General features: G+C 59.4%; 16 protein-coding genes. 7 read left to right on the top strand and 9 right to left on the bottom strand.

Annotated features, from left to right (window positions below; genetic code table 11):
• Positions 1-51 precede the first annotated feature (51 nt).
• The 7 genes from RCAS_RS00765 to RCAS_RS23070 all read right to left on the bottom strand — a co-directional run bounded on the left by RCAS_RS00765 (position 52) and on the right by RCAS_RS23070 (position 7,151).
• Positions 52-1,569, bottom strand: coding sequence for a hypothetical protein (locus RCAS_RS00765; protein ID WP_011997683.1), 1,518 nt, complete (start codon positions 1,567-1,569; stop codon positions 52-54).
• 226 nt (positions 1,570-1,795) lie between these two features.
• Positions 1,796-2,422, bottom strand: a complete 627-nt coding sequence (locus tag RCAS_RS23075) for a class I SAM-dependent methyltransferase (protein ID WP_408638381.1) — start codon at positions 2,420-2,422, stop codon at positions 1,796-1,798.
• 316 nt (positions 2,423-2,738) lie between these two features.
• The gene (locus RCAS_RS00755) at positions 2,739-3,422 is read right to left on the bottom strand and encodes a methyltransferase domain-containing protein (protein WP_011997681.1); all 684 of its coding nucleotides are present in this window, start codon (positions 3,420-3,422) and stop codon (positions 2,739-2,741) included.
• Between the two features lie 7 nt (positions 3,423-3,429).
• Complete coding sequence (locus RCAS_RS00750) at positions 3,430-4,377, bottom strand: hypothetical protein (protein ID WP_011997680.1); 948 nt, start codon at positions 4,375-4,377, stop codon at positions 3,430-3,432.
• Positions 4,365-5,324, bottom strand: a complete 960-nt coding sequence (locus RCAS_RS00745; protein WP_011997679.1) for a glycosyltransferase family 2 protein — start codon at positions 5,322-5,324, stop codon at positions 4,365-4,367. Before RCAS_RS00745 ends, RCAS_RS00750 begins: the two co-directional genes overlap by 13 nt.
• The gene (locus RCAS_RS00740) at positions 5,299-6,180 is read right to left on the bottom strand and encodes a glycosyltransferase family 2 protein (protein WP_011997678.1); all 882 of its coding nucleotides are present in this window, start codon (positions 6,178-6,180) and stop codon (positions 5,299-5,301) included. Before RCAS_RS00740 ends, RCAS_RS00745 begins: the two co-directional genes overlap by 26 nt.
• Before the next feature lie 110 nt (positions 6,181-6,290).
• A complete protein-coding gene (locus RCAS_RS23070; RefSeq protein ID WP_198135978.1) occupies positions 6,291-7,151 on the bottom strand; it encodes a glycosyltransferase family 2 protein in 861 nt (286 codons plus the stop codon).
• A 102-nt stretch (positions 7,152-7,253) separates the two neighbouring features.
• Here RCAS_RS23070 and RCAS_RS00730 point away from each other — a divergent pair, with 102 nt between their 5' ends.
• The 3 genes from RCAS_RS00730 (at position 7,254) to RCAS_RS00720 (ending at position 11,160) form a co-directional block, all read left to right on the top strand.
• Positions 7,254-8,039 carry a TrmB family transcriptional regulator gene (locus tag RCAS_RS00730; protein ID WP_011997676.1) on the top strand — a complete coding sequence of 262 codons (786 nt, stop codon included), beginning with the start codon at positions 7,254-7,256 and terminating at the stop codon, positions 8,037-8,039.
• On the top strand, positions 8,040-10,211 hold the full coding sequence (locus RCAS_RS00725; RefSeq protein WP_011997675.1) for an HAD-IC family P-type ATPase: 2,172 nt from the start codon (positions 8,040-8,042) through the stop codon (positions 10,209-10,211). It abuts the gene before it with no gap.
• A 328-nt stretch (positions 10,212-10,539) separates the two neighbouring features.
• The gene (locus RCAS_RS00720; protein WP_011997674.1) at positions 10,540-11,160 is read left to right on the top strand and encodes a Uma2 family endonuclease; all 621 of its coding nucleotides are present in this window, start codon (positions 10,540-10,542) and stop codon (positions 11,158-11,160) included.
• A gap of 47 nt (positions 11,161-11,207) precedes the next feature.
• Here the strand turns inward: RCAS_RS00720 and RCAS_RS00715 are convergent, their stop codons facing one another.
• Together RCAS_RS00715 and RCAS_RS00710 are read right to left on the bottom strand one after the other, a co-directional pair.
• Positions 11,208-11,432, bottom strand: coding sequence for a hypothetical protein (locus RCAS_RS00715; protein ID WP_041330111.1), 225 nt, complete (start codon positions 11,430-11,432; stop codon positions 11,208-11,210).
• Positions 11,433-11,480: 48 nt separating this feature from the next.
• Complete coding sequence (locus RCAS_RS00710) at positions 11,481-11,924, bottom strand: DUF4143 domain-containing protein (protein ID WP_157042495.1); 444 nt, start codon at positions 11,922-11,924, stop codon at positions 11,481-11,483.
• Between the two features lie 681 nt (positions 11,925-12,605).
• Between RCAS_RS00710 and RCAS_RS00705 the strand changes: the two genes are divergently transcribed.
• Genes RCAS_RS00705 through RCAS_RS00690 form a run of 4 tightly spaced genes read left to right on the top strand, consistent with a single transcriptional unit; the run spans position 12,606 to position 16,701 of the window.
• The gene (locus tag RCAS_RS00705) at positions 12,606-13,382 is read left to right on the top strand and encodes a hypothetical protein (RefSeq protein ID WP_232280114.1); all 777 of its coding nucleotides are present in this window, start codon (positions 12,606-12,608) and stop codon (positions 13,380-13,382) included.
• A 2-nt stretch (positions 13,383-13,384) separates the two neighbouring features.
• The gene (locus RCAS_RS00700) at positions 13,385-14,368 is read left to right on the top strand and encodes a metallophosphoesterase family protein (protein ID WP_011997672.1); all 984 of its coding nucleotides are present in this window, start codon (positions 13,385-13,387) and stop codon (positions 14,366-14,368) included.
• Positions 14,369-14,391: 23 nt separating this feature from the next.
• Positions 14,392-15,042 carry a cyclase family protein gene (locus RCAS_RS00695; RefSeq protein ID WP_011997671.1) on the top strand — a complete coding sequence of 217 codons (651 nt, stop codon included), beginning with the start codon at positions 14,392-14,394 and terminating at the stop codon, positions 15,040-15,042.
• An 18-nt stretch (positions 15,043-15,060) separates the two neighbouring features.
• Positions 15,061-16,701, top strand: coding sequence for an APC family permease (locus tag RCAS_RS00690; protein WP_011997670.1), 1,641 nt, complete (start codon positions 15,061-15,063; stop codon positions 16,699-16,701).
• The last annotated feature ends 115 nt before the right edge of the window (positions 16,702-16,816 follow it).

Genomic DNA, 16,816 nt, shown 5'->3' with positions numbered 1-16,816 from the left:
GGAGCGTTTTCGCTTCCAGGTCGTCTCTCGAAAAGCCCGTTCGCGCCTATCTTATTGCGCAAAGGCTCCGTAGGTGTACAACTTATCGTTCGATGTGGGTCCAACCGAGACCTGGTTGACAATCGCTGCAATCTTTCCGCCGCTGCTCGCGGTGATTGTAGCAGAACCGACGTACATACAGCTCTGGAACTGCGAGTCAGACCCGATGGGGCTCAGACCTGATGGCTGACCGGCGATGTAGGTCTGCAAGAAAGTGAAGGATGCACCGGGCTGTACCGTGGTCGAGCGCGCGGTGGGCGTACCGCACAGCGTGAATCCAGATGGTGGCGTGCCAGAATACGTATTCGGACCATAGGTGATTGTCACGGTTGTGGCGCTTGATCCAACATTCTGTACCTGAACTCCGGAGAACGTCCCGAAGTTGTTGGCGACCACCAGTGGTGCCAGCACTTTATCGGTTGCGGTTGTCGGATTGAAGCCCGCATAAGTAGAGGCGTCCTTCGATGTGCTATTGACCTGATTGACGGTCACGAATAGGGGTTGACCGTTATTACTGGTCACCGTCGCGCCACCAATATAAATACATCCGTTGAAGAACGGATCGAAGGGTGGGCTGCCGCTGCCAGCAGCCTGGATCAGGGTCCCCGTCTGGTTCGGATTGATCGTCAATTGTCGCGTTGGTGGCGTTGCGCAGGGGGTCAACCCGCCCACAGGCGCAGTCACCGTATTGGGGGAGAAGGTGATATTTGCCGTTGTCGCCTGAGTGCCAGTATTCAGCACCTGAATGCCGGTGAATGCGCCAAAGTTGTTGCCAAGCACCAGGGGCAACGCGACCGTCGAGGAGCCCGTGCCGGCGGGGAAGGCGTTATATGCCATCAACTGGCCATTCCCCTCCTGAAGCACCGTTGCCACCACAGGCGATCCCGTTGCGGTAACGGTCGCCGACCCGACGAACCCCGGAGTGCCGGTTCCGAGCGCGGTATTATCCTTCTGATAGATCGTCCTTGAAGCGCCTGGCTGCAGCGTGAACGAAGGTTCGGTCACGCCTGGATTCCCTGCAAAGCCAGGGGTGTACGAGATAGTGACAGTAGCCTGTGCAGTGCCGACATTCTGGATGGTGATCGAGGTGTCGATGCCGAAGTTGTTGCGTACGATCAGCGGCAGATTGAGCGAACTTGCACCGCCTGTGAAACCGCCGTAGCTGTCACCCAACGCCGCATTAGATCCGAGCACGTTGGTGACGGCTACGATTGGCTGATCGGACAGAATGGTCACTGAACCGCGGAAGCCAGGAGGTGCGCTCATCTGAACGTATCCAGCAGCAGAGAACGGTACGAATGTCAACGAACCGCCTGCAGGGATGGTTGCCGTCTGAGTCGCCACCTGCGTCTGAGTTGCAGCGTCGATGTACTGGATCGAAATGTTGGCCGGTTGCGTCTGGCTGAGGTTCTGCACCTGAAAACCAGAGGTGGTGACGGTGCTGGTGGTCTGCGCGCCTGCCGTGAACGGCATTAGCGCCAGAGCCAAAAGCGCCATCATGAGCGTGAATGGAAGGCGTCGTACGTTCATGTCTTCCCTGAACCTCCACTACGAACACTACAAAATGTATCGCGATACGCACCCTTATTATTCCTGTGCCTCCGAATGTATGCCATACCCCCAAAGACATAAACAACTACCACTCCTGTGCTAAATACAGGAGTAATCTGCATAACACCAACGGATTACATCTTTATATGTGGACGAAAGAGTGGCGGTAAGAGAGCACAATCAATCTTTCTTTGCGCAGACGGCATCATGCCGCACGCGCTGCAATGGTCAGCGCCGTGCAGCGCTGCATCCGCGCCGCCATCCAGAGATATGGTCGTATCAGCAGGCGAAAAGGGCGCGAAAAGGTAAGCGCAATACCCAAACGGCGAACGGTAAATTGTCTGACCGTTGCATTAATCAACAGGCGCAGGCTTTCCGTAAAGTGGTATTCAATACCAACCAGACAGGCGGATCGAGAGGAGATCAATCCGGCAGCGTTGAGCAATTGACCAAGTGATGCGCGATCAAACGCATAGAAGTGCCTGGGCAACTCCCAACCGCACCAGTATGCGCCGCATAGTCGGGCATCCCAGCTATCACAGAGCGGAACAGTCATGTAAATGAAGCCACCAGGACGCAACAACTGACGCAGGCGGCGCAACACAGCGAGTGGATCGGGAAGATGCTCCACAACATTCCACAGCGTAATGGCATCCCACACTGTACCATCGAGAGGTGCCGTCTCGATTGTTGCCTGTATGACATGCGCGCCGGTGCGTCGTGCTGCGGCAGCGGCGCGGGCATTGGGCTCAACGCCGGTGACGGACCATTCTGGCAGCGCCACACGCATTGCTCGTAGAAAGGCGCCCGCTCCGGCGCCAACATCAAGCAATCGACCTGGTTGTGTTTGGAGGCGACCGATGAATGCGCACAGGCGTTGCCAATCGGGATGTAGATCGTCGTTGAGATTGTTATACGGACCATAATCTGCTGGATAGATTGCAGCAGATGACTCTGGCGAGGGGCGAGGATTCTGGTAAACCAACCCACAGTTCTTGCAACGCCGCAAGGTGAATATGCCAGGGACGAAGTGCGCTCGATCAGGAGCCGTCAGAAAAGGGGTACTGTGGTGATGCCCACACAAACAGCATACGACTTCTTCGAGGAAGAGGCAGGATGTCGCTGGATCTTTCATCGACACCTCGCTATCAACCTGGTTGATGCCATGCCTGACGAATCCAGTGCAGGTCGTGATCGCGCAGCGCGCGATAGGCGCTGAGCGCGATAGGCGGCGCAACGAGTTTGGCAATCCGTTCATACAAAGGCGGAACACGTGGCGCCCAGCGCGCTTGCCACGCTGTCAGACGTTCCTGCAACGCACGCGCCTGCGCTTCAGCCAACCGACCTTTGCAACCAACCCCTACCACGGTTTCTGGGAAATCTTCGACGCCTGCCCACATCACCAGAGCATACTCAAACGGATGCAGCATGCTGTGAAACGCTTCTGGCGTGAATCGCCAATAATCTGATGGGTGGTTATGGATCGGAAAGTTCATCACTGATGATATGAGCACGATACCGCCTGGCTTCAAGATGCGGTGCACCTCTTCCATCGCGCGCCAGGGCTTCTCGACGTGTTCGAGAGTGTCGAGGATCAGTGCGCTGCCGACGCTCGCATCTGCAAGACCAAGAGCGTGGAGATCCAGCAGGACGTCCACGCCTGGACCGTAGCGCATATCGGACCCGATGTAGCATTGACTTGAAAAGATCGAGCGGAGATCGGCGAACCCTTCCTGTCCAGCGACCTGATACGCGCCAAATTCGTGAATTGGTTCACAAATTGGCAACACAGCCGCACACTCGCTCACGAACTCTTTGATAATTTCGCGCATGTCCCACCTACAAGGCGAGCCCCGCCGTCCCCCACACCAGATCAACCAGCATGCCCCAGACGCGCCATGCAATCAGCAGCAGGAGCGCCTGCGGCATCGGCATCATCATTGCAAGCGTAAGCACCAATATGCTGCTTGTGATGCCAAGTTCAACCGGTATCCAGAAAAGCAACGAGCCCGCAACCACCAGCAACGCCCAGCATTGAATCAGAAGCGCCAGCGCCGACTCGGGAATGGCGCTGGCAGCGCGGCATACGCAGTAGAGTGCGATGCCTCCCAGGACGATCGTGAGTATATTTCGCCCCGCCCAAATAAGCACATGTTGCCATTGTAACGTTGCAGACCCGGGATGACGCGCAATCAACCAGTCAAGCAGACGGCGAAAAAGCGGCGATGGAAGAATGATAAGCGTAATGCCGAACGCCCCAATCAGAACCCAGGGGTTCACAAAGCTGCCAATACTCCCTGGGAATGCCAGCATTGCCAGTGCAACGACGATCGCTGCGACTCCGAAAACCGGCGGCTCCATCAGCGCAATGGCAGCAACCTGTATCCCATCGACACCGCGTTGCCCGTACAGGAATGCCCGACTCGCGGCAGTAACACCTATTCCGGGTAGTCGTGCGGCCAGATTCGAGAGGGCGTAGATGCGAAAGTGGATGCGTAGCGGCAGGTTATAACCAAGATGGCGGAATATCGTACTCCAGGCGTCTACGGCATTGAGCATACCGGCTGTCTGCACGCCAAAGGCAATGACCAACCACACAGATTCAATCCGAATATTGCTCAATTGCGCAATTTGCTCGCGATCCTGATAGAGACGGTAGCCGATATAGCCATTGATTGCCAGGAAAAAGATCACTCCCAGGGTCCACTGCCATCGGCGTGATCGTAGCACCTCCCAGAGACGATGCACGATCAGGCGTACACGTGGGGTCAAGGCTACGCTTTCCATGGATGCTCTCCCTCACGTGTGATCTGCGGCTCGCACTTATGCTCCATTGGCATCATCAATCCTACCAGACCGCCAGCAACATACCCGACTGCATCGCTCCAATGTGCACGTTGCACTTTCCAGCGCGCAACACGCGCCAGATGAACTATGGCGACGAGTAAGTATAGCAGATATTCGATACCGGATCGTCTCTTGCGAAAGAAAATCTGGCGACTGCGCGCCAGGTAGAACTCGCGCAGACCTGGCACATTCCGTGTGCTGGCAGATACAGTGTGATAGGCGATAGCGCCAGGAAGATAGGCGACTTCAAACCCGGCAGATCGCGCCCGCAGGCAGAAATCGGTATCTTCGTAGTAGAAAAAGTACCGTTCGTCAAACAGTCCGATCCGCTCAAATACTGCACGGCGAACAAGCATGGCGCATCCGAAGACGGTATGTACCGACACCGGAACATCGGGTGGCAGCGGTGCAAGCGGCTCATTCCAACCGACTGGCGTGGTCCAGTATTGACCGACAAAAGCGCCCGCACCCGCCATCAGGGTTGGTTGATCGGCGCGAACAACCGCTGCGCTCAGAATGCCGATATGCGGATACTGTTCCATCGCCTGTACCAGTCGCCACAGTGCGTCGGGTGCAAGGAGGGCATCGTTGTTGAGAAGCAGAATGGCGTCGATATTTTCTTCTGCCAGCGCGCGACGAATTGCGGGATTGACGCCTCCGGCGAAGCCCCGGTTTTCTTGATGCCGAATGATGGGGATGTCGGGAAATTGAACGATTAACCGCTCAAGAGAGCCATTGTGTGATCCATTATCGACCAGTGTAATGGAGTGGGCGGGATAATCGAGCGTTTGCAGCGCTGCAAGGCATTGGCGCGTGCGTTGGTCGTCACGCCAATGCAGAACGATGATCTCAATATTGAGATTATATTTTGTGCTGCTGTTGCCCATGAATAACGCCTGTGTACCATCCTATTCGCGCCCAAACGATGCCCGGAAGCAGAGCCTGATAGCGACAGCGTAACTTGGGTTGAGATGCGTAGTAGCCAAGCGCATCGCGCAGTGCAAGACCAGGAACAGCCGCAGCCGCTATTGCCGGTGATGCACGAACCAGACGATCCCAGAGGCTGATGCCGATCAGAGAGCGATACCGTTCCGCCACTACCGGCCAATCACGCCCCCAGGCATACATGTGCATCCATGCGTCACGTGCATTGGCACGTGTCGTATAGTGGCAGACCGCTGCTCTAGGCTCGAAATAGAGCTTGACTCCGGCAAGACGCAGACGAAAACTCAGATCTACATCTTCTCCGGTACGTAATCGCGTGTCAAATGCCGCCACACGTCGCAGGAGCGATGTGGCTGCTGCCATGTTTCCCGATAACAGATATGGACGATCTCCGGGAGGCGCCGTTGCCAGGAACGAACCAAAGCACGCAATGTTATCACATAATTCCCAATACCGCCACTGCCCAAGAGCGATGCTTCCGCCAACTGCAATGTTGTCGCTCCAGGTTCGATCGAGAAGATGTTTCAACCACGTTGAGTGTGGAACACAGTCTGAGTCAAGAAAAACACAAATATCACCTCTGGCATAGGTGATGCCAATATTTCGCGCCTGTGCGGGCGATAACGGTGTCGAAGACTCGATAGAACGCACCTCTACCTTATCTTGCACCAATCTGTACCGATCCTGTCCGACGACAATCACTTCCAGCGGAGGAATAGTCTGTTGGCGGAGTGCGTCGATAACGGCGCCAAGATGAGGAGAATGCAGATTAGGGATAATGATTGATGCGCCACGCATAACCTGGCAGTGTCATAAATATCGTTGAGGCGCTCTTTAACACCGCAAAGATATTGCACTACTCCATTTGAAGTCACATGATCTTGCGAGGAATGTTGGTTTCTCTGCGTCTACCCTCCCACTCCCTCCGCCACTCCCCAGTACCATGCGGTGCGCGCCCAGACCAGCCCCGGCAGCAGGTGCGGCGCGTGGTGCGCCAGGGTTGCAGTGTCGCGGATTGCCAGAAATGGCGCGACAGCCCGCAGCGCCGGGGCAAGCGCCCGCAGCCGTTCGAGTGGCAGCGGCGGCGGCATCAACCGGGCATGGCGACGCCAGATCGTCGCCTGCACTCGCCCGAATGCCCGAAGATGCTCCCACACGGCGCGCGGTGTCGCGCGTCGGTGATGATGGATTACGCGCGCGCGCGGCTCAAAGGCGATTCTGATGCCGCTCGCGCGCAATCGCAGACTCAAATCGGTGTCCTCGCCGGCTGCGCTGGGGAAGCGTTCATCAAAACCGCCAATGCTCCAGAAGACGGATCGTCGAATGCACAGGTTCAGGCTCGGCGCCCACATGCGTTCTCCCGCAGGCGCTGTAGCAAGATAGTCGGCGAAAACTAATAAATTGTCACAGTCGCTCCAGTACTCGCCGGTTTCAATCACAACCCCGCCGCAAACAACTATATCGCCCTTATGCAATCGCGCAACAATTCGTTCGACCAGATCGGGCGCGGCAATGCAGTCGGAGTCGATGAAGAGCAGATGATCGCCTCGCGCAAGCGCCGCGCCCAGATTGCGCGCGCGCGCGGCTGAGACCGGATGAGACGTTTCGACATGGCGCGCCGGCGGCTTGACCAGTCGGTGGCAATCCTGTCCGACCACGATGATTTCACCAATCAGGCGCTGTTCGGTCTGATGGGTAATGGCATCGATTACCTCGCCGATCAATGGCGAATGCAGGTTGGGAATAATCACCGATATGCCAGCGTTCACAGTGCCGTGAGTATAACCAGATCGCCGCAATCTGTCAATTCCTGCTTGACATCCTCTCAATAGTAGTTTATAATCTTACTACTAGTGTGAAGGCGAACGACTATGGATGTCCTCGAACAATTGACGACGCTGGGGTTTACCGAATACGAGGCGAAGGTCTATCTTGCGCTGTTGCAGGAGCACCCGGCAACCGGGTATCAGATCGGGAAACTGGCCGGCGTGCCGCGCTCGATGGTCTATGAGGCGCTCGGGCGGCTCGAAGCGCGTGGCGCCGTGCTCAAAAGCTTCGATGAAAAAGCGACGCTCTATCGCCCGGTGTCGCCCGATATCCTGCTCGACCGGTATGAGCAGCGGGTGCGGCAGCGCGTTGCGGAGCTGCGCAGCAGCCTGGCGCCCCTCTACCGCCGTCACGATGAAGGGCGGCTGTGGACGTTCAGCGGTCGTCGGGAGGCGTTGCACTATGCCCGCGAGATGATTGAGCGCGCGCAGATCGAACTGTTGCTCGTGTTGACCGACGACGACGTTGCTGAACTGCGCGAGGCGCTGACCGCCGCCCACGCGCGTGGCGTTCGGCTCGGCGTCATTCTGACGGGCAACGCACCGTTCGATCTTGGTCAGGTGGTGCGCCATCCGCATCTGGAAACAACTCTGCATCAAATGGAGGAAACGCTGATGATCGTGGCGGACGACCGCGAGTGCCTGATCGCCAGCGGTCATGCCACAACGTCGGCAACCGTCACAACGAACCCGAACCTGGTTTCACTCGCTCATCAGTTCGTCTGGATGGAATTGTTCGCTCAACGTATTTTTGCGCGCCTGGGGGAAGACCTGCTGGCGCGCCTGGACCCGGACGATCGCCGTATTCTTCAACACGAGGAGAATGCGTAAATGTCAACTCAGGAATTGATTGCTCAACTGCGCACCCGTCCTGGGGTGCTTGCCGTTCATTATGACGAACAGGAAGGTGTGCTGACGCTGCGCTACGATGGCGGTCGCGTGAATGTCGCCGATATTGAGGCGCTTGCCCGCAACGCCGGCGCAACGCTGCGCATGCTGCCTGCCGAAACCCGTCCACTGACGCCGGAAGAGGCGGAACTTGCAGCGCTGCCCTGGATGATCCGCCTGACAACGCTCACTCTGGTGATGGTCGTTGCCGGATGGATCGTCGAAGACTTCATGGCGCTGCCGCGCTGGGTCGCCTGGCTGCTCTACGCCGTCGCGTATGCGAGCGGCGGGTTCTATAGCGTCCAGGAGGCGTGGGAAACGCTCAAGAAGCGGCAGTTCGATGTCAACTTTCTGATGATCGTGGCTGCCGTCGGCGCGGCGATTGTCGGTCAACCGCGCGAAGGCGCCATTCTGATGTTTCTGTTTTCGCTTTCCGGTACGCTCGAAACATATGCGATGGGGCGCACGCATGCTTCGATTCGCGCCCTCCTCGATATGACGCCGAAAGAGGCGGAGGTGTACCGCAATGGCACGCTTGTGCGTGTGCCGGTCGAGGAATTGCAGGTCGGCGAGGTGGTGTTGGTGCGCCCCGGTGCGCAGGTCCCCGCCGATGGCGTGGTGGTGCGCGGTGAGTCGGCGCTGAACGAAGCCTCGATTACCGGCGAGTCGATGCCGGTCGAGAAACGCCCCGGCGCAAAAGTGTTCGCCGGCACGATGAACGGGCAGGGGGCGCTCGAAGTGCGTGTGACCACCTCGGTGGAAAACTCGACGCTGGCGCGGATTGTGCAGGTGGTGCGCGAAGCGCGGGAACAGAAGGCGAAGAGCCAGGATTTCACCGACCGGGTCATTGGTCAATACTACGCTTATGCGGTCGTCGGTCTGACGCTGCTGGCGATTATCATTCCGCTCCTCTTTCTGGGATGGGATCCGGGCACGACCCTTTATCGTGCGATGACGCTGATGGTGGTGGCATCGCCGTGCGCGCTGGTCATTTCGATCCCGGCGGCGCTCCTCTCGGCGCTGGCGGCGTCGGCGCGCGGCGGGGTGCTCTTCAAGGGCGGACGTCACCTGGAAGCCGCTGCGCAGGTGCGGGTTGTGGCGTTCGATAAAACCGGCACACTGACGACCGGCAGACCTGGGGTGGTGGCAGTGATTCCGGTGGATGGCGCAGCCGCAGAACTGGAACACGCGCTCGCCGAAGCGGAAGCGCCATCCCGTTCGCCGCAACCGATCCCCGATGATATGATCGGGCCGCTCTCGACCGACCAGCGACGCCTGCTGGCGCTGGCAGCCGCTATTGAGCGCCCTTCGGAGCATCCGCTGGCACGCGCGATTGTGCGCGGCGCCGATGAACGCGGTCTGCCGACACCGGTCGCAACCGGCTTTGAGTCGCTGACCGGCGCCGGCGCGGCTGCGAACATCAATGGTTGCCGGTTGACGATTGGGCGTCCGTCGCTGTTCGACCTGACGCCGGAGGTTGCGGCGCAGATTGCGGCGCAGCAGGACCTGGGACGCACTGTGGTGGCGCTCGGATGCGAACGCGCCGTCTGGGGCATTATCGCCATTGCCGATACGGTGCGCCCCGAAGCGGCTGCGGCGGTTGCGCGCTTGAAGCAGACCGGTATCGAGCGGGTAGTGCTGCTGACCGGCGACAATCAGCGGGTGGCGCAGACGCTTGGGCAGGCGCTCGGTGTTGACGAGGTGCGCGCCGAACTGTTGCCGGAAGAGAAAGTCGCCGTGCTGCGTGAACTCGAGGAGCGGTATGGACCGGTGGCGATGGTCGGCGATGGCATCAATGATGCGCCGGCGCTGGCGAGTGCGACGCTCGGCGTGGCGATGGGGGCGGCAGGCACGGACGTCGCGCTGGAGAGCGCCGATGTGTTGCTCATGAGTGACGATCTGAGCCGCCTGCCGGGGGCGTTGCGCCTGGCGCGTCGCGCGCGCAGCATCGTGCGGCAGAACCTGGCGTTCGCCTTTACCGTTATGGCAGTGCTGATGGTGTTCGCCATATTCGGCGCCATTCCGCTGCCGCTTGGCGTTGTCGGGCACGAAGGCAGCACCCTGATCGTGGTGGCGAACGGTCTGCGGTTGCTGGCGGAGCGGACGTCATCATAATTGCTATCGCAGGGGCGCGGCGGCTGATGCGGCGTCACGGACGGACGGAGCGCCGCCTTGCCCCTACGCTGATGGGCGCGGCGCTGCCGCGCCCCTGTGCTGACGGGCAGGGCGGATCTTTCAGGTCAAGCGTTTTTCCGGGTCGAGAGGCGTGTGCCGCGTCCCGTTGCCGGTTTTCCCCTCTTCCCGTGCGGTGAGTCTGTCGAACCGCCCCCTTTTCTCCCGCACGGGAAGCAGGGGGCGTTGGGGCGAAGCGGTTTGGGAGATTGACCTTGTATCATCTCTCGCTGTATCATGACGGTGACATACGGCTGAGCGGGGGAATGCCATGGCTGACGTTGTGCGTCTGCCGACAATCACGCTCCGATCGCTGGATGCGGGGTGGAGCTACGAGCGCTGGGAGCGCGAACTCCCGGACGATGGCAATCGCTACGAGGTGATCGAGGGTGTGCTGTACATGACCACTGCGCCGAGTTATTTTCACCAGTGGATTGTGCGACGCCTGGACAAATATATTGGCATGCCGCTGGAAGAGCAGGGACTGGCATATGCCGCAACCGCACCGATTGGTGTGCTGATGCCGGGATGCGACCCAGTACAACCTGACTTCGTGCTGGTAGGCTGCGATCATGCCGACATTATCAGTGAACGACGCATCCGCGGCGTTCCTGACCTGATTGCCGAGGTATTATCGCCATCGAACCCGGAGCAAGACACCGTTGTTACCGTTGTTAAACGGCGCGCCTATGCGCGCGCTGGCGTCCCCGAATACTGGATCATTCGCCCGGAAACGCGGGATGTGCTGGTCTGCCGCGCACCTGACGCCACGCTGGAGGATTACGCCTTCACGAGGTTGATCGGCCTGGACGCCACGCTTCAGCCGGATCGCTTCCCGGTTGCCGTGCCGGTCGCCGCTCTCTTCGCCGGAGCGCCTGACACGGCGGCGTAATGGACCAATGATTCTCAAGGCAAGACCTCAGAGAACAGTGTAGCGACTCACTCTATCTCTCCGGCCACGCTCGTCCACTCCTTCCAACCAGCGCGCTGACGATCACCATCAGCAGCCTTAAGTTCTGCGGAGGCCTGACGTGCGATATGCACATCTTCCAGCGTCTCTAGCCATTCGATCAGCGCTTCCCAATCTTCTGCATCCAGAACAGCCAAACGTTTGCCTTTTGCCGTGACAAATTGGACTGATTGAAGAAAATCAAGACCGCTCATCGCGTCACCTCTGCGTTCGCCTCTTACGGTCTAGCACGCCAGTTGTCGTCACGCAAGCATCGTCCAGGGCAGCCCCAGATAACGATACACAGTTGGTTGCGACATATGCGCATCGCGCGCCAGTGCCGACTGATTCAGCAACTGACCTGAGCGAAGCGCCAGCAGTTCCATGAGTCTGCGAAAATAGATGAGAGTGTCGATCTGAGCGATCTGACGCAAATCACGCTCCAGGTACGTCGCAACATACCCCTCCCACCAGCGCACCCACGATTGTGGCGAGGAAAGGCGCAGCAACGGCGGAATCAGACCGCGCAAGATGATGTCGGCGGGATCTGTTGGTTCTTCGGGCAGCGTGCCTTCGTCAGGAAGATCGCCGCTCAACAACCGCGCCAAAATGTCGGGTCGCGGCGCACGACGGATCTCGCCGAGCGTCATGGGATCGAGAATGAAATAGACCGCCCGACTGGCAAGACTTTCGCTGACCTGCTTCATCAGCAACAGGTTGGCAGAACCGGAAAGGACGAAGCGATATTTCCCCCTCTCACCCCTCGCGCCTCTCCACAAATGCGAGATAAATCTCGCGCTACACCATTGCCGGGACCCTCTCCCCTCTCGCCTCTCGCCTCTCGCCTCTCGCCTCACCCCTCGCGCCTCGCCCCGCGCCTCTCACCTCTTCACAAATGCGAGATAAATCTCGCGCTACACCATTGCCGGGACCCTCTCGCCTCTCGCCTCACCCCTCGCGCCTCGCCCCGCGCCTCTCACCTCTCCACAAATGCGAGATAAATCTCGCGCTACACCATTGCCGGACGCCGCGCCCCTCGCGCCTCTCCACAAATGCGAGATAAATCTCGCGCTACGCCATTGCCGGACGCCGCGCCCCTCGCGCCTCTCCACAAATGCGAGATAAATCTCGCGCTACACCATTGCCGGGACCCTCTCGCCTCTCGCCTCTCGCCTCTCGCCTCTCGCCTCGCCCCTCGCGCCGCGCCCCTCTCGCCTCTCGCCTCTCAGTTGGCAGAACCGAAAAGGACGAAGCGAGATTTCCCCGGATTGCGATCCGGCGATTTTGACCGCTTGAAGCAGTTTGGGCGCTTTCTGCACGTGGACTCATCATACTAACGCGCTCCACGTTTGACAAATCTTCCATCCGTTGCTATGGTATACCCATGAATGGCTTTTGACCTTCACCTTCGTGTAAACTCCTTCTCCTCTATGCCGGTTGACACGCTTTACGACGATGCCAGACGCCTCATTGCTGCGGCAGACGGCGCCGGTCTCAGCCTGCGATTGCTTGGCGGCATCGCCATTTATCATCTCTGTCCAACGGCGCGACATCCTGATTTCGAGCGTTCCTACAAAGACATCGATATGGTCGGGCTCGCCAGGGAACGTGCGACGTTGCAGCGCCTGTTCATCGATCATGGCTATGAGCCGGACCGTGAATTTAACCTGTTGCACGGCATGCAGCGCCTGATCTTTCGACACACCGCGGACGAACGTCACATTGATGTGTTCCTCGACCGATTCCAGATGTGTCACACGTTCGACCTGCGCGACCGTTTGCACCTGCACCCCGCAACCCTGACGCCGGCCGATCTGCTGCTGACCAAACTGCAAGTCGTGGAGGCGACGGAGAACGACCTGCGCGATCTGTTTGCGCTGCTCTCTGACCTGCCGCTCGGCGCCGAACCCGGAGCAATTGACGTGGCGTACATTGCGCAACTGGCAGCGCGCGATTGGGGGCTCTACCGGACGCTGGCGCTCAGTCTGGATCGTCTCGACCGATGGACAGTCGGGCGTCCTGTATACGGCGCTTACCGGGTGTCGTCGCAGATTGCCGTGTTGCGCGAGACCATCGAGGCGCAGCCGAAGACGATGGCGTGGAAAATGCGGGCGCGGATCGGGGATCGCGTGCGCTGGTACGATATTCCTGATGAAGGCGGATAACAATGTGGCTCTTCAACCGGAAACAACGAACGTCCAATGATGAGACTGTGCGCCTGTTCTACAGCAGCGACATTCACGGCTCGGAGCGGTGCTGGCTCAAGTTTTTGAACGCGGCGCAGTTTTACGGTGCGCAGGCGCTGGTGATGGGTGGCGACCTCACCGGCAAGATGCTCGTGCCGCTGGTGGAGACGCCGCACGGGTATCGGGCGTCGTTTCTGGGGCAGGAAGCGCTTGCCCGCGACGATGCGGAACTGACGACGCTCGAAAAGAATATTCGCTTCAATGGTTTCTACCCGTACCGCTGTGCTCCGGACGAATACCACCGTCTGGAAGCGGAACCCGGCTATCTCGATCAGGTGTTCCGTCGCGTGATGATCGACGCAGTGCGGCGCTGGATTGCGCTTGCCGAAGAACGACTGGCGGGCAGCAACGTCGCCTGCTTTGTGATGGCAGGCAACGATGACGAACCGGCGCTCGATGACGCGCTGCGCAGTGGCAGCGTGGTGCGCAACCCGGATGGATGCGTGCTCGAATGGGGGCGCTACCAGATACTGGGCGAATCCTGGGTGCCGCCGACCCCTTGGCGCAGTCCGCGCGAGATGGGCGAAGCAGACTTGGAACGCCGCATCCGCGTCGTTGCCGACCGTCTTGACCGCGACCGTCCGGCGATCTTTGTGCTGCACAGTCCGCCCTATCGCAGCACGCTCGATGACGCGCCGAAGGTGCGCGACGATCTGACGGTTGTGACCGAGGGCGGGCAGGTGGTAATGGCGCCGGTCGGCAGCACGGCAGTGCGGCGGGTGATTGAGGAGTTTCAGCCATTGCTGGCGTTGCACGGGCACATCCATGAGTCGCGGGGTGCGGTGCGGATCGGACGCACACTGTGTATCAATCCCGGCAGCGCTTACGGCGAGGGGGTGTTGCATGGCGCACTGATTACCCTTGAAGGCGACCGCATCCGGGCGCATCAACTGGTGAGCGGGTAGGTGATCGGGCAATAGGAGACGTGATGATCTACGATCTGACACGAACACTCGTGAGCGGCATGCCGGTCTACCCCGGCGACCCTGAGGTGCAGATTGTCGCTGGCGGCGCGCCTCCCTGGCGAGTCAGCGCGCTGCGCTTGGGGAGTCATAGCGGCACGCATGTCGATGCGCCGCTCCATTGTATCGCCGATGGGCGCGGGATTGATGCTTTTCCGCTCGAACGTTTCATCGCGCCGGGAGTCGTCGTTGATGCGCGCGGATATGCTGACGACGCTCCGATAGGCGTTGAGGTTCTCACTGACGTCGATCTGCATCCGGGCATGATTGTCGTCGTCCGCACCGGTTGGGAAGCGTTCTGGCAGGACGCGCGTTATTTTCAGCACCCCTACCTGAGCACCGATCTGGCGCATGCACTCGTTGAACGTCGGGTGTCGCTGGTCGCGGTCGATGCGCTAAACGTCGACTCGACGGTTGGCGGCAGTGACGCAGCGCATGCCGTCCTCCTCGGCGCCGATATCCTGATTGCCGAAAATCTCTGCAACCTCGCCCCCCTGCGCTGTCGGCAGACGTACATGTTCGCTATTCTTCCGCTGGCGCCTGGCGCGCTGGATGGTGCTCCGGCGCGCGCGCTGGCATGGGATGTCAACCATCGTTTCGGTTCCGACCTTTCGTGATTGATGAGGAGGCGCAACGTGGCAGGACGTTCGCAATCAATCGCAGCTCCAAGAGCCTTCGCCCGCAAAGCGACTGGTCTGGTGCGTCAGGCGGGGATGATCGACGTACTGGTGTACAACGTCAATTTCATCAGCATTGGGTTGATGGTCGCACTGATGCTCCTGATCATTCCGTCGTATGCGGGCGGCAACATCTATCTTTCATTGCTGTTCTGTGCATTGCTGGCGTTGCCAACCGCATGCGTCTATGCATTCCTCTCCGCCGCCATGCCGCGCAGCGGCGGCGACTATGTGTACGTCAGTCGTGTGCTGGGTCCGGCGCTAGGCATGATGGGCAGCTGGAATATGACGATCTGGTGGATTCTGTACGGCGGCGTGCCATCGGCATTTCTGGCAACCTATGGCGTGGCGCCGTTCTGTCGCGTGCTTGCGGCAATGACCGGTAACGCCACGCTCATCGGAGTCGCAGACTGGACGGTGACTCCTACCGGGCAGTTTGTCGTCGGCGCTCTCCTGATCCTGATTTTGACCACATTGTTCACTATCGGGCTGAAGTCGTTCTTCCGCGTGCAGAATATCCTCTTTCTGTTGGCGACGTTGAGTGCGTTCGTGGCGCTGATTGTCGGATTGACTGCGAACGCTGCCGCGTTTCCCGATGTGTTCAACCGCTATGTCGGCGCGCTGAACGGGCAGCCCGACACCTACCAGCAGATCGTCAACGCCAGCGGTTATGCCGCTGCGCCGTTCGACTGGATGAATACGCTGTTGCCGATGACCTGGATTTACCTGACGATGGGGTTCAGTTTCTCTTCGGCGTACATCGGTGGCGAAGTGAAACAGGCGGCGCGGTTGCAGACGTGGGCGATTCCCGGTACGGTTATCTATGCTGCGGTGTGGGGTTTCCTGCTGGTATGGGCGACGACGCGCGCCGTCGGCGCGGATTTCCTTGGCGCTGTGAGCACACTTGGCGATCTGGGGGCGGAGAGTGTCGGCTTGAGCGCGATGCCGCGTTTCCACGAGTTGATCGCCTACGCGAGCCAGAACCCGCTGGTTGCGTTCCTGATCTGCTTCGGGTTCATTTTCTGGTCCTACGCCTGGTTGCCGGGGCAGATCTTGAATGCGTCACGCAACCTGCTGGCATATGCGGTCGATGGGTTGATGCCCGCGCGCCTGGCGACTGTCAGCGAGCGCTTCCACACGCCGGTCGTCAGTCTGTGGATTATGGGGATCCTGTCGATTGTATCGCTGGCGATTTACGTGTTCACGCCATACTTTGCAACGCTCTCCGGCATCTTTGGGTTCATCCTGACCTTCATGCTGGTGTCGCTGGCGGCGGTTCTGCTCCCGTATCGGCGTCCCGAAGTGTTTGAGGGGTCGCCGGTGAAATGGCGGGTGGCGGGCGTGCCGGTGATCAGCATTGTCGGCGTGCTGTCGCTCGCGGCATGCACCGTGATGGAATGGGCGTATCTGAACGATCCCTTCTCCGGCATCAGCCTCGATCCTTCGACACTGAGCGAAGGGGTGCTGGGGTTTGGTATGTTCTTGATCAACATCGGCATCTTTCTTTCTGGGTTGATCGTCTACGTTGTTGCACAGGCGATCCGGCGGCGCGCGGGGATCGATGTGTCACTCAATTATAAGGACATACCCGTCGAGTAGGGGCGTCCCTCTGTGGGCGCCGGTTGGGGCGGGCAGGCACAGGGACCTGCGCATACGGGGACCGGATGGACGCTGAAGCGCCTATCATCACGTTCCAAACACCGGTATCCTGAAG

The organism is Roseiflexus castenholzii DSM 13941 (assembly GCF_000017805.1).
Lineage (GTDB): Bacteria > Chloroflexota > Chloroflexia > Chloroflexales > Roseiflexaceae > Roseiflexus > Roseiflexus castenholzii.
The sequence above is the reverse complement of the archived record's forward strand: the minus strand, read 5'-3'. Positions and strand labels throughout refer to the sequence as shown.

Coding starts and splice junctions, on each gene's coding strand:
- RCAS_RS00765 (WP_011997683.1), bottom strand. CDS start 1,569: ATGAACGTACGACGCCTTCCATTCACGCTCATGATGGCGCTTTTGGCT.
- RCAS_RS00755 (WP_011997681.1), bottom strand. CDS start 3,422: ATGCGCGAAATTATCAAAGAGTTCGTGAGCGAGTGTGCGGCTGTGTTG.
- RCAS_RS00750 (WP_011997680.1), bottom strand. CDS start 4,377: ATGGAAAGCGTAGCCTTGACCCCACGTGTACGCCTGATCGTGCATCGT.
- RCAS_RS00745 (WP_011997679.1), bottom strand. CDS start 5,324: ATGGGCAACAGCAGCACAAAATATAATCTCAATATTGAGATCATCGTT.
- RCAS_RS00740 (WP_011997678.1), bottom strand. CDS start 6,180: ATGCGTGGCGCATCAATCATTATCCCTAATCTGCATTCTCCTCATCTT.
- RCAS_RS00730 (WP_011997676.1), top strand. CDS start 7,254: ATGGATGTCCTCGAACAATTGACGACGCTGGGGTTTACCGAATACGAG.
- RCAS_RS00725 (WP_011997675.1), top strand. CDS start 8,040: ATGTCAACTCAGGAATTGATTGCTCAACTGCGCACCCGTCCTGGGGTG.
- RCAS_RS00720 (WP_011997674.1), top strand. CDS start 10,540: ATGGCTGACGTTGTGCGTCTGCCGACAATCACGCTCCGATCGCTGGAT.
- RCAS_RS00715 (WP_041330111.1), bottom strand. CDS start 11,432: ATGAGCGGTCTTGATTTTCTTCAATCAGTCCAATTTGTCACGGCAAAA.
- RCAS_RS00710 (WP_157042495.1), bottom strand. CDS start 11,924: ATGAAGCAGGTCAGCGAAAGTCTTGCCAGTCGGGCGGTCTATTTCATT.
- RCAS_RS00705 (WP_232280114.1), top strand. CDS start 12,606: ATGGCTTTTGACCTTCACCTTCGTGTAAACTCCTTCTCCTCTATGCCG.
- RCAS_RS00700 (WP_011997672.1), top strand. CDS start 13,385: ATGTGGCTCTTCAACCGGAAACAACGAACGTCCAATGATGAGACTGTG.
- RCAS_RS00695 (WP_011997671.1), top strand. CDS start 14,392: ATGATCTACGATCTGACACGAACACTCGTGAGCGGCATGCCGGTCTAC.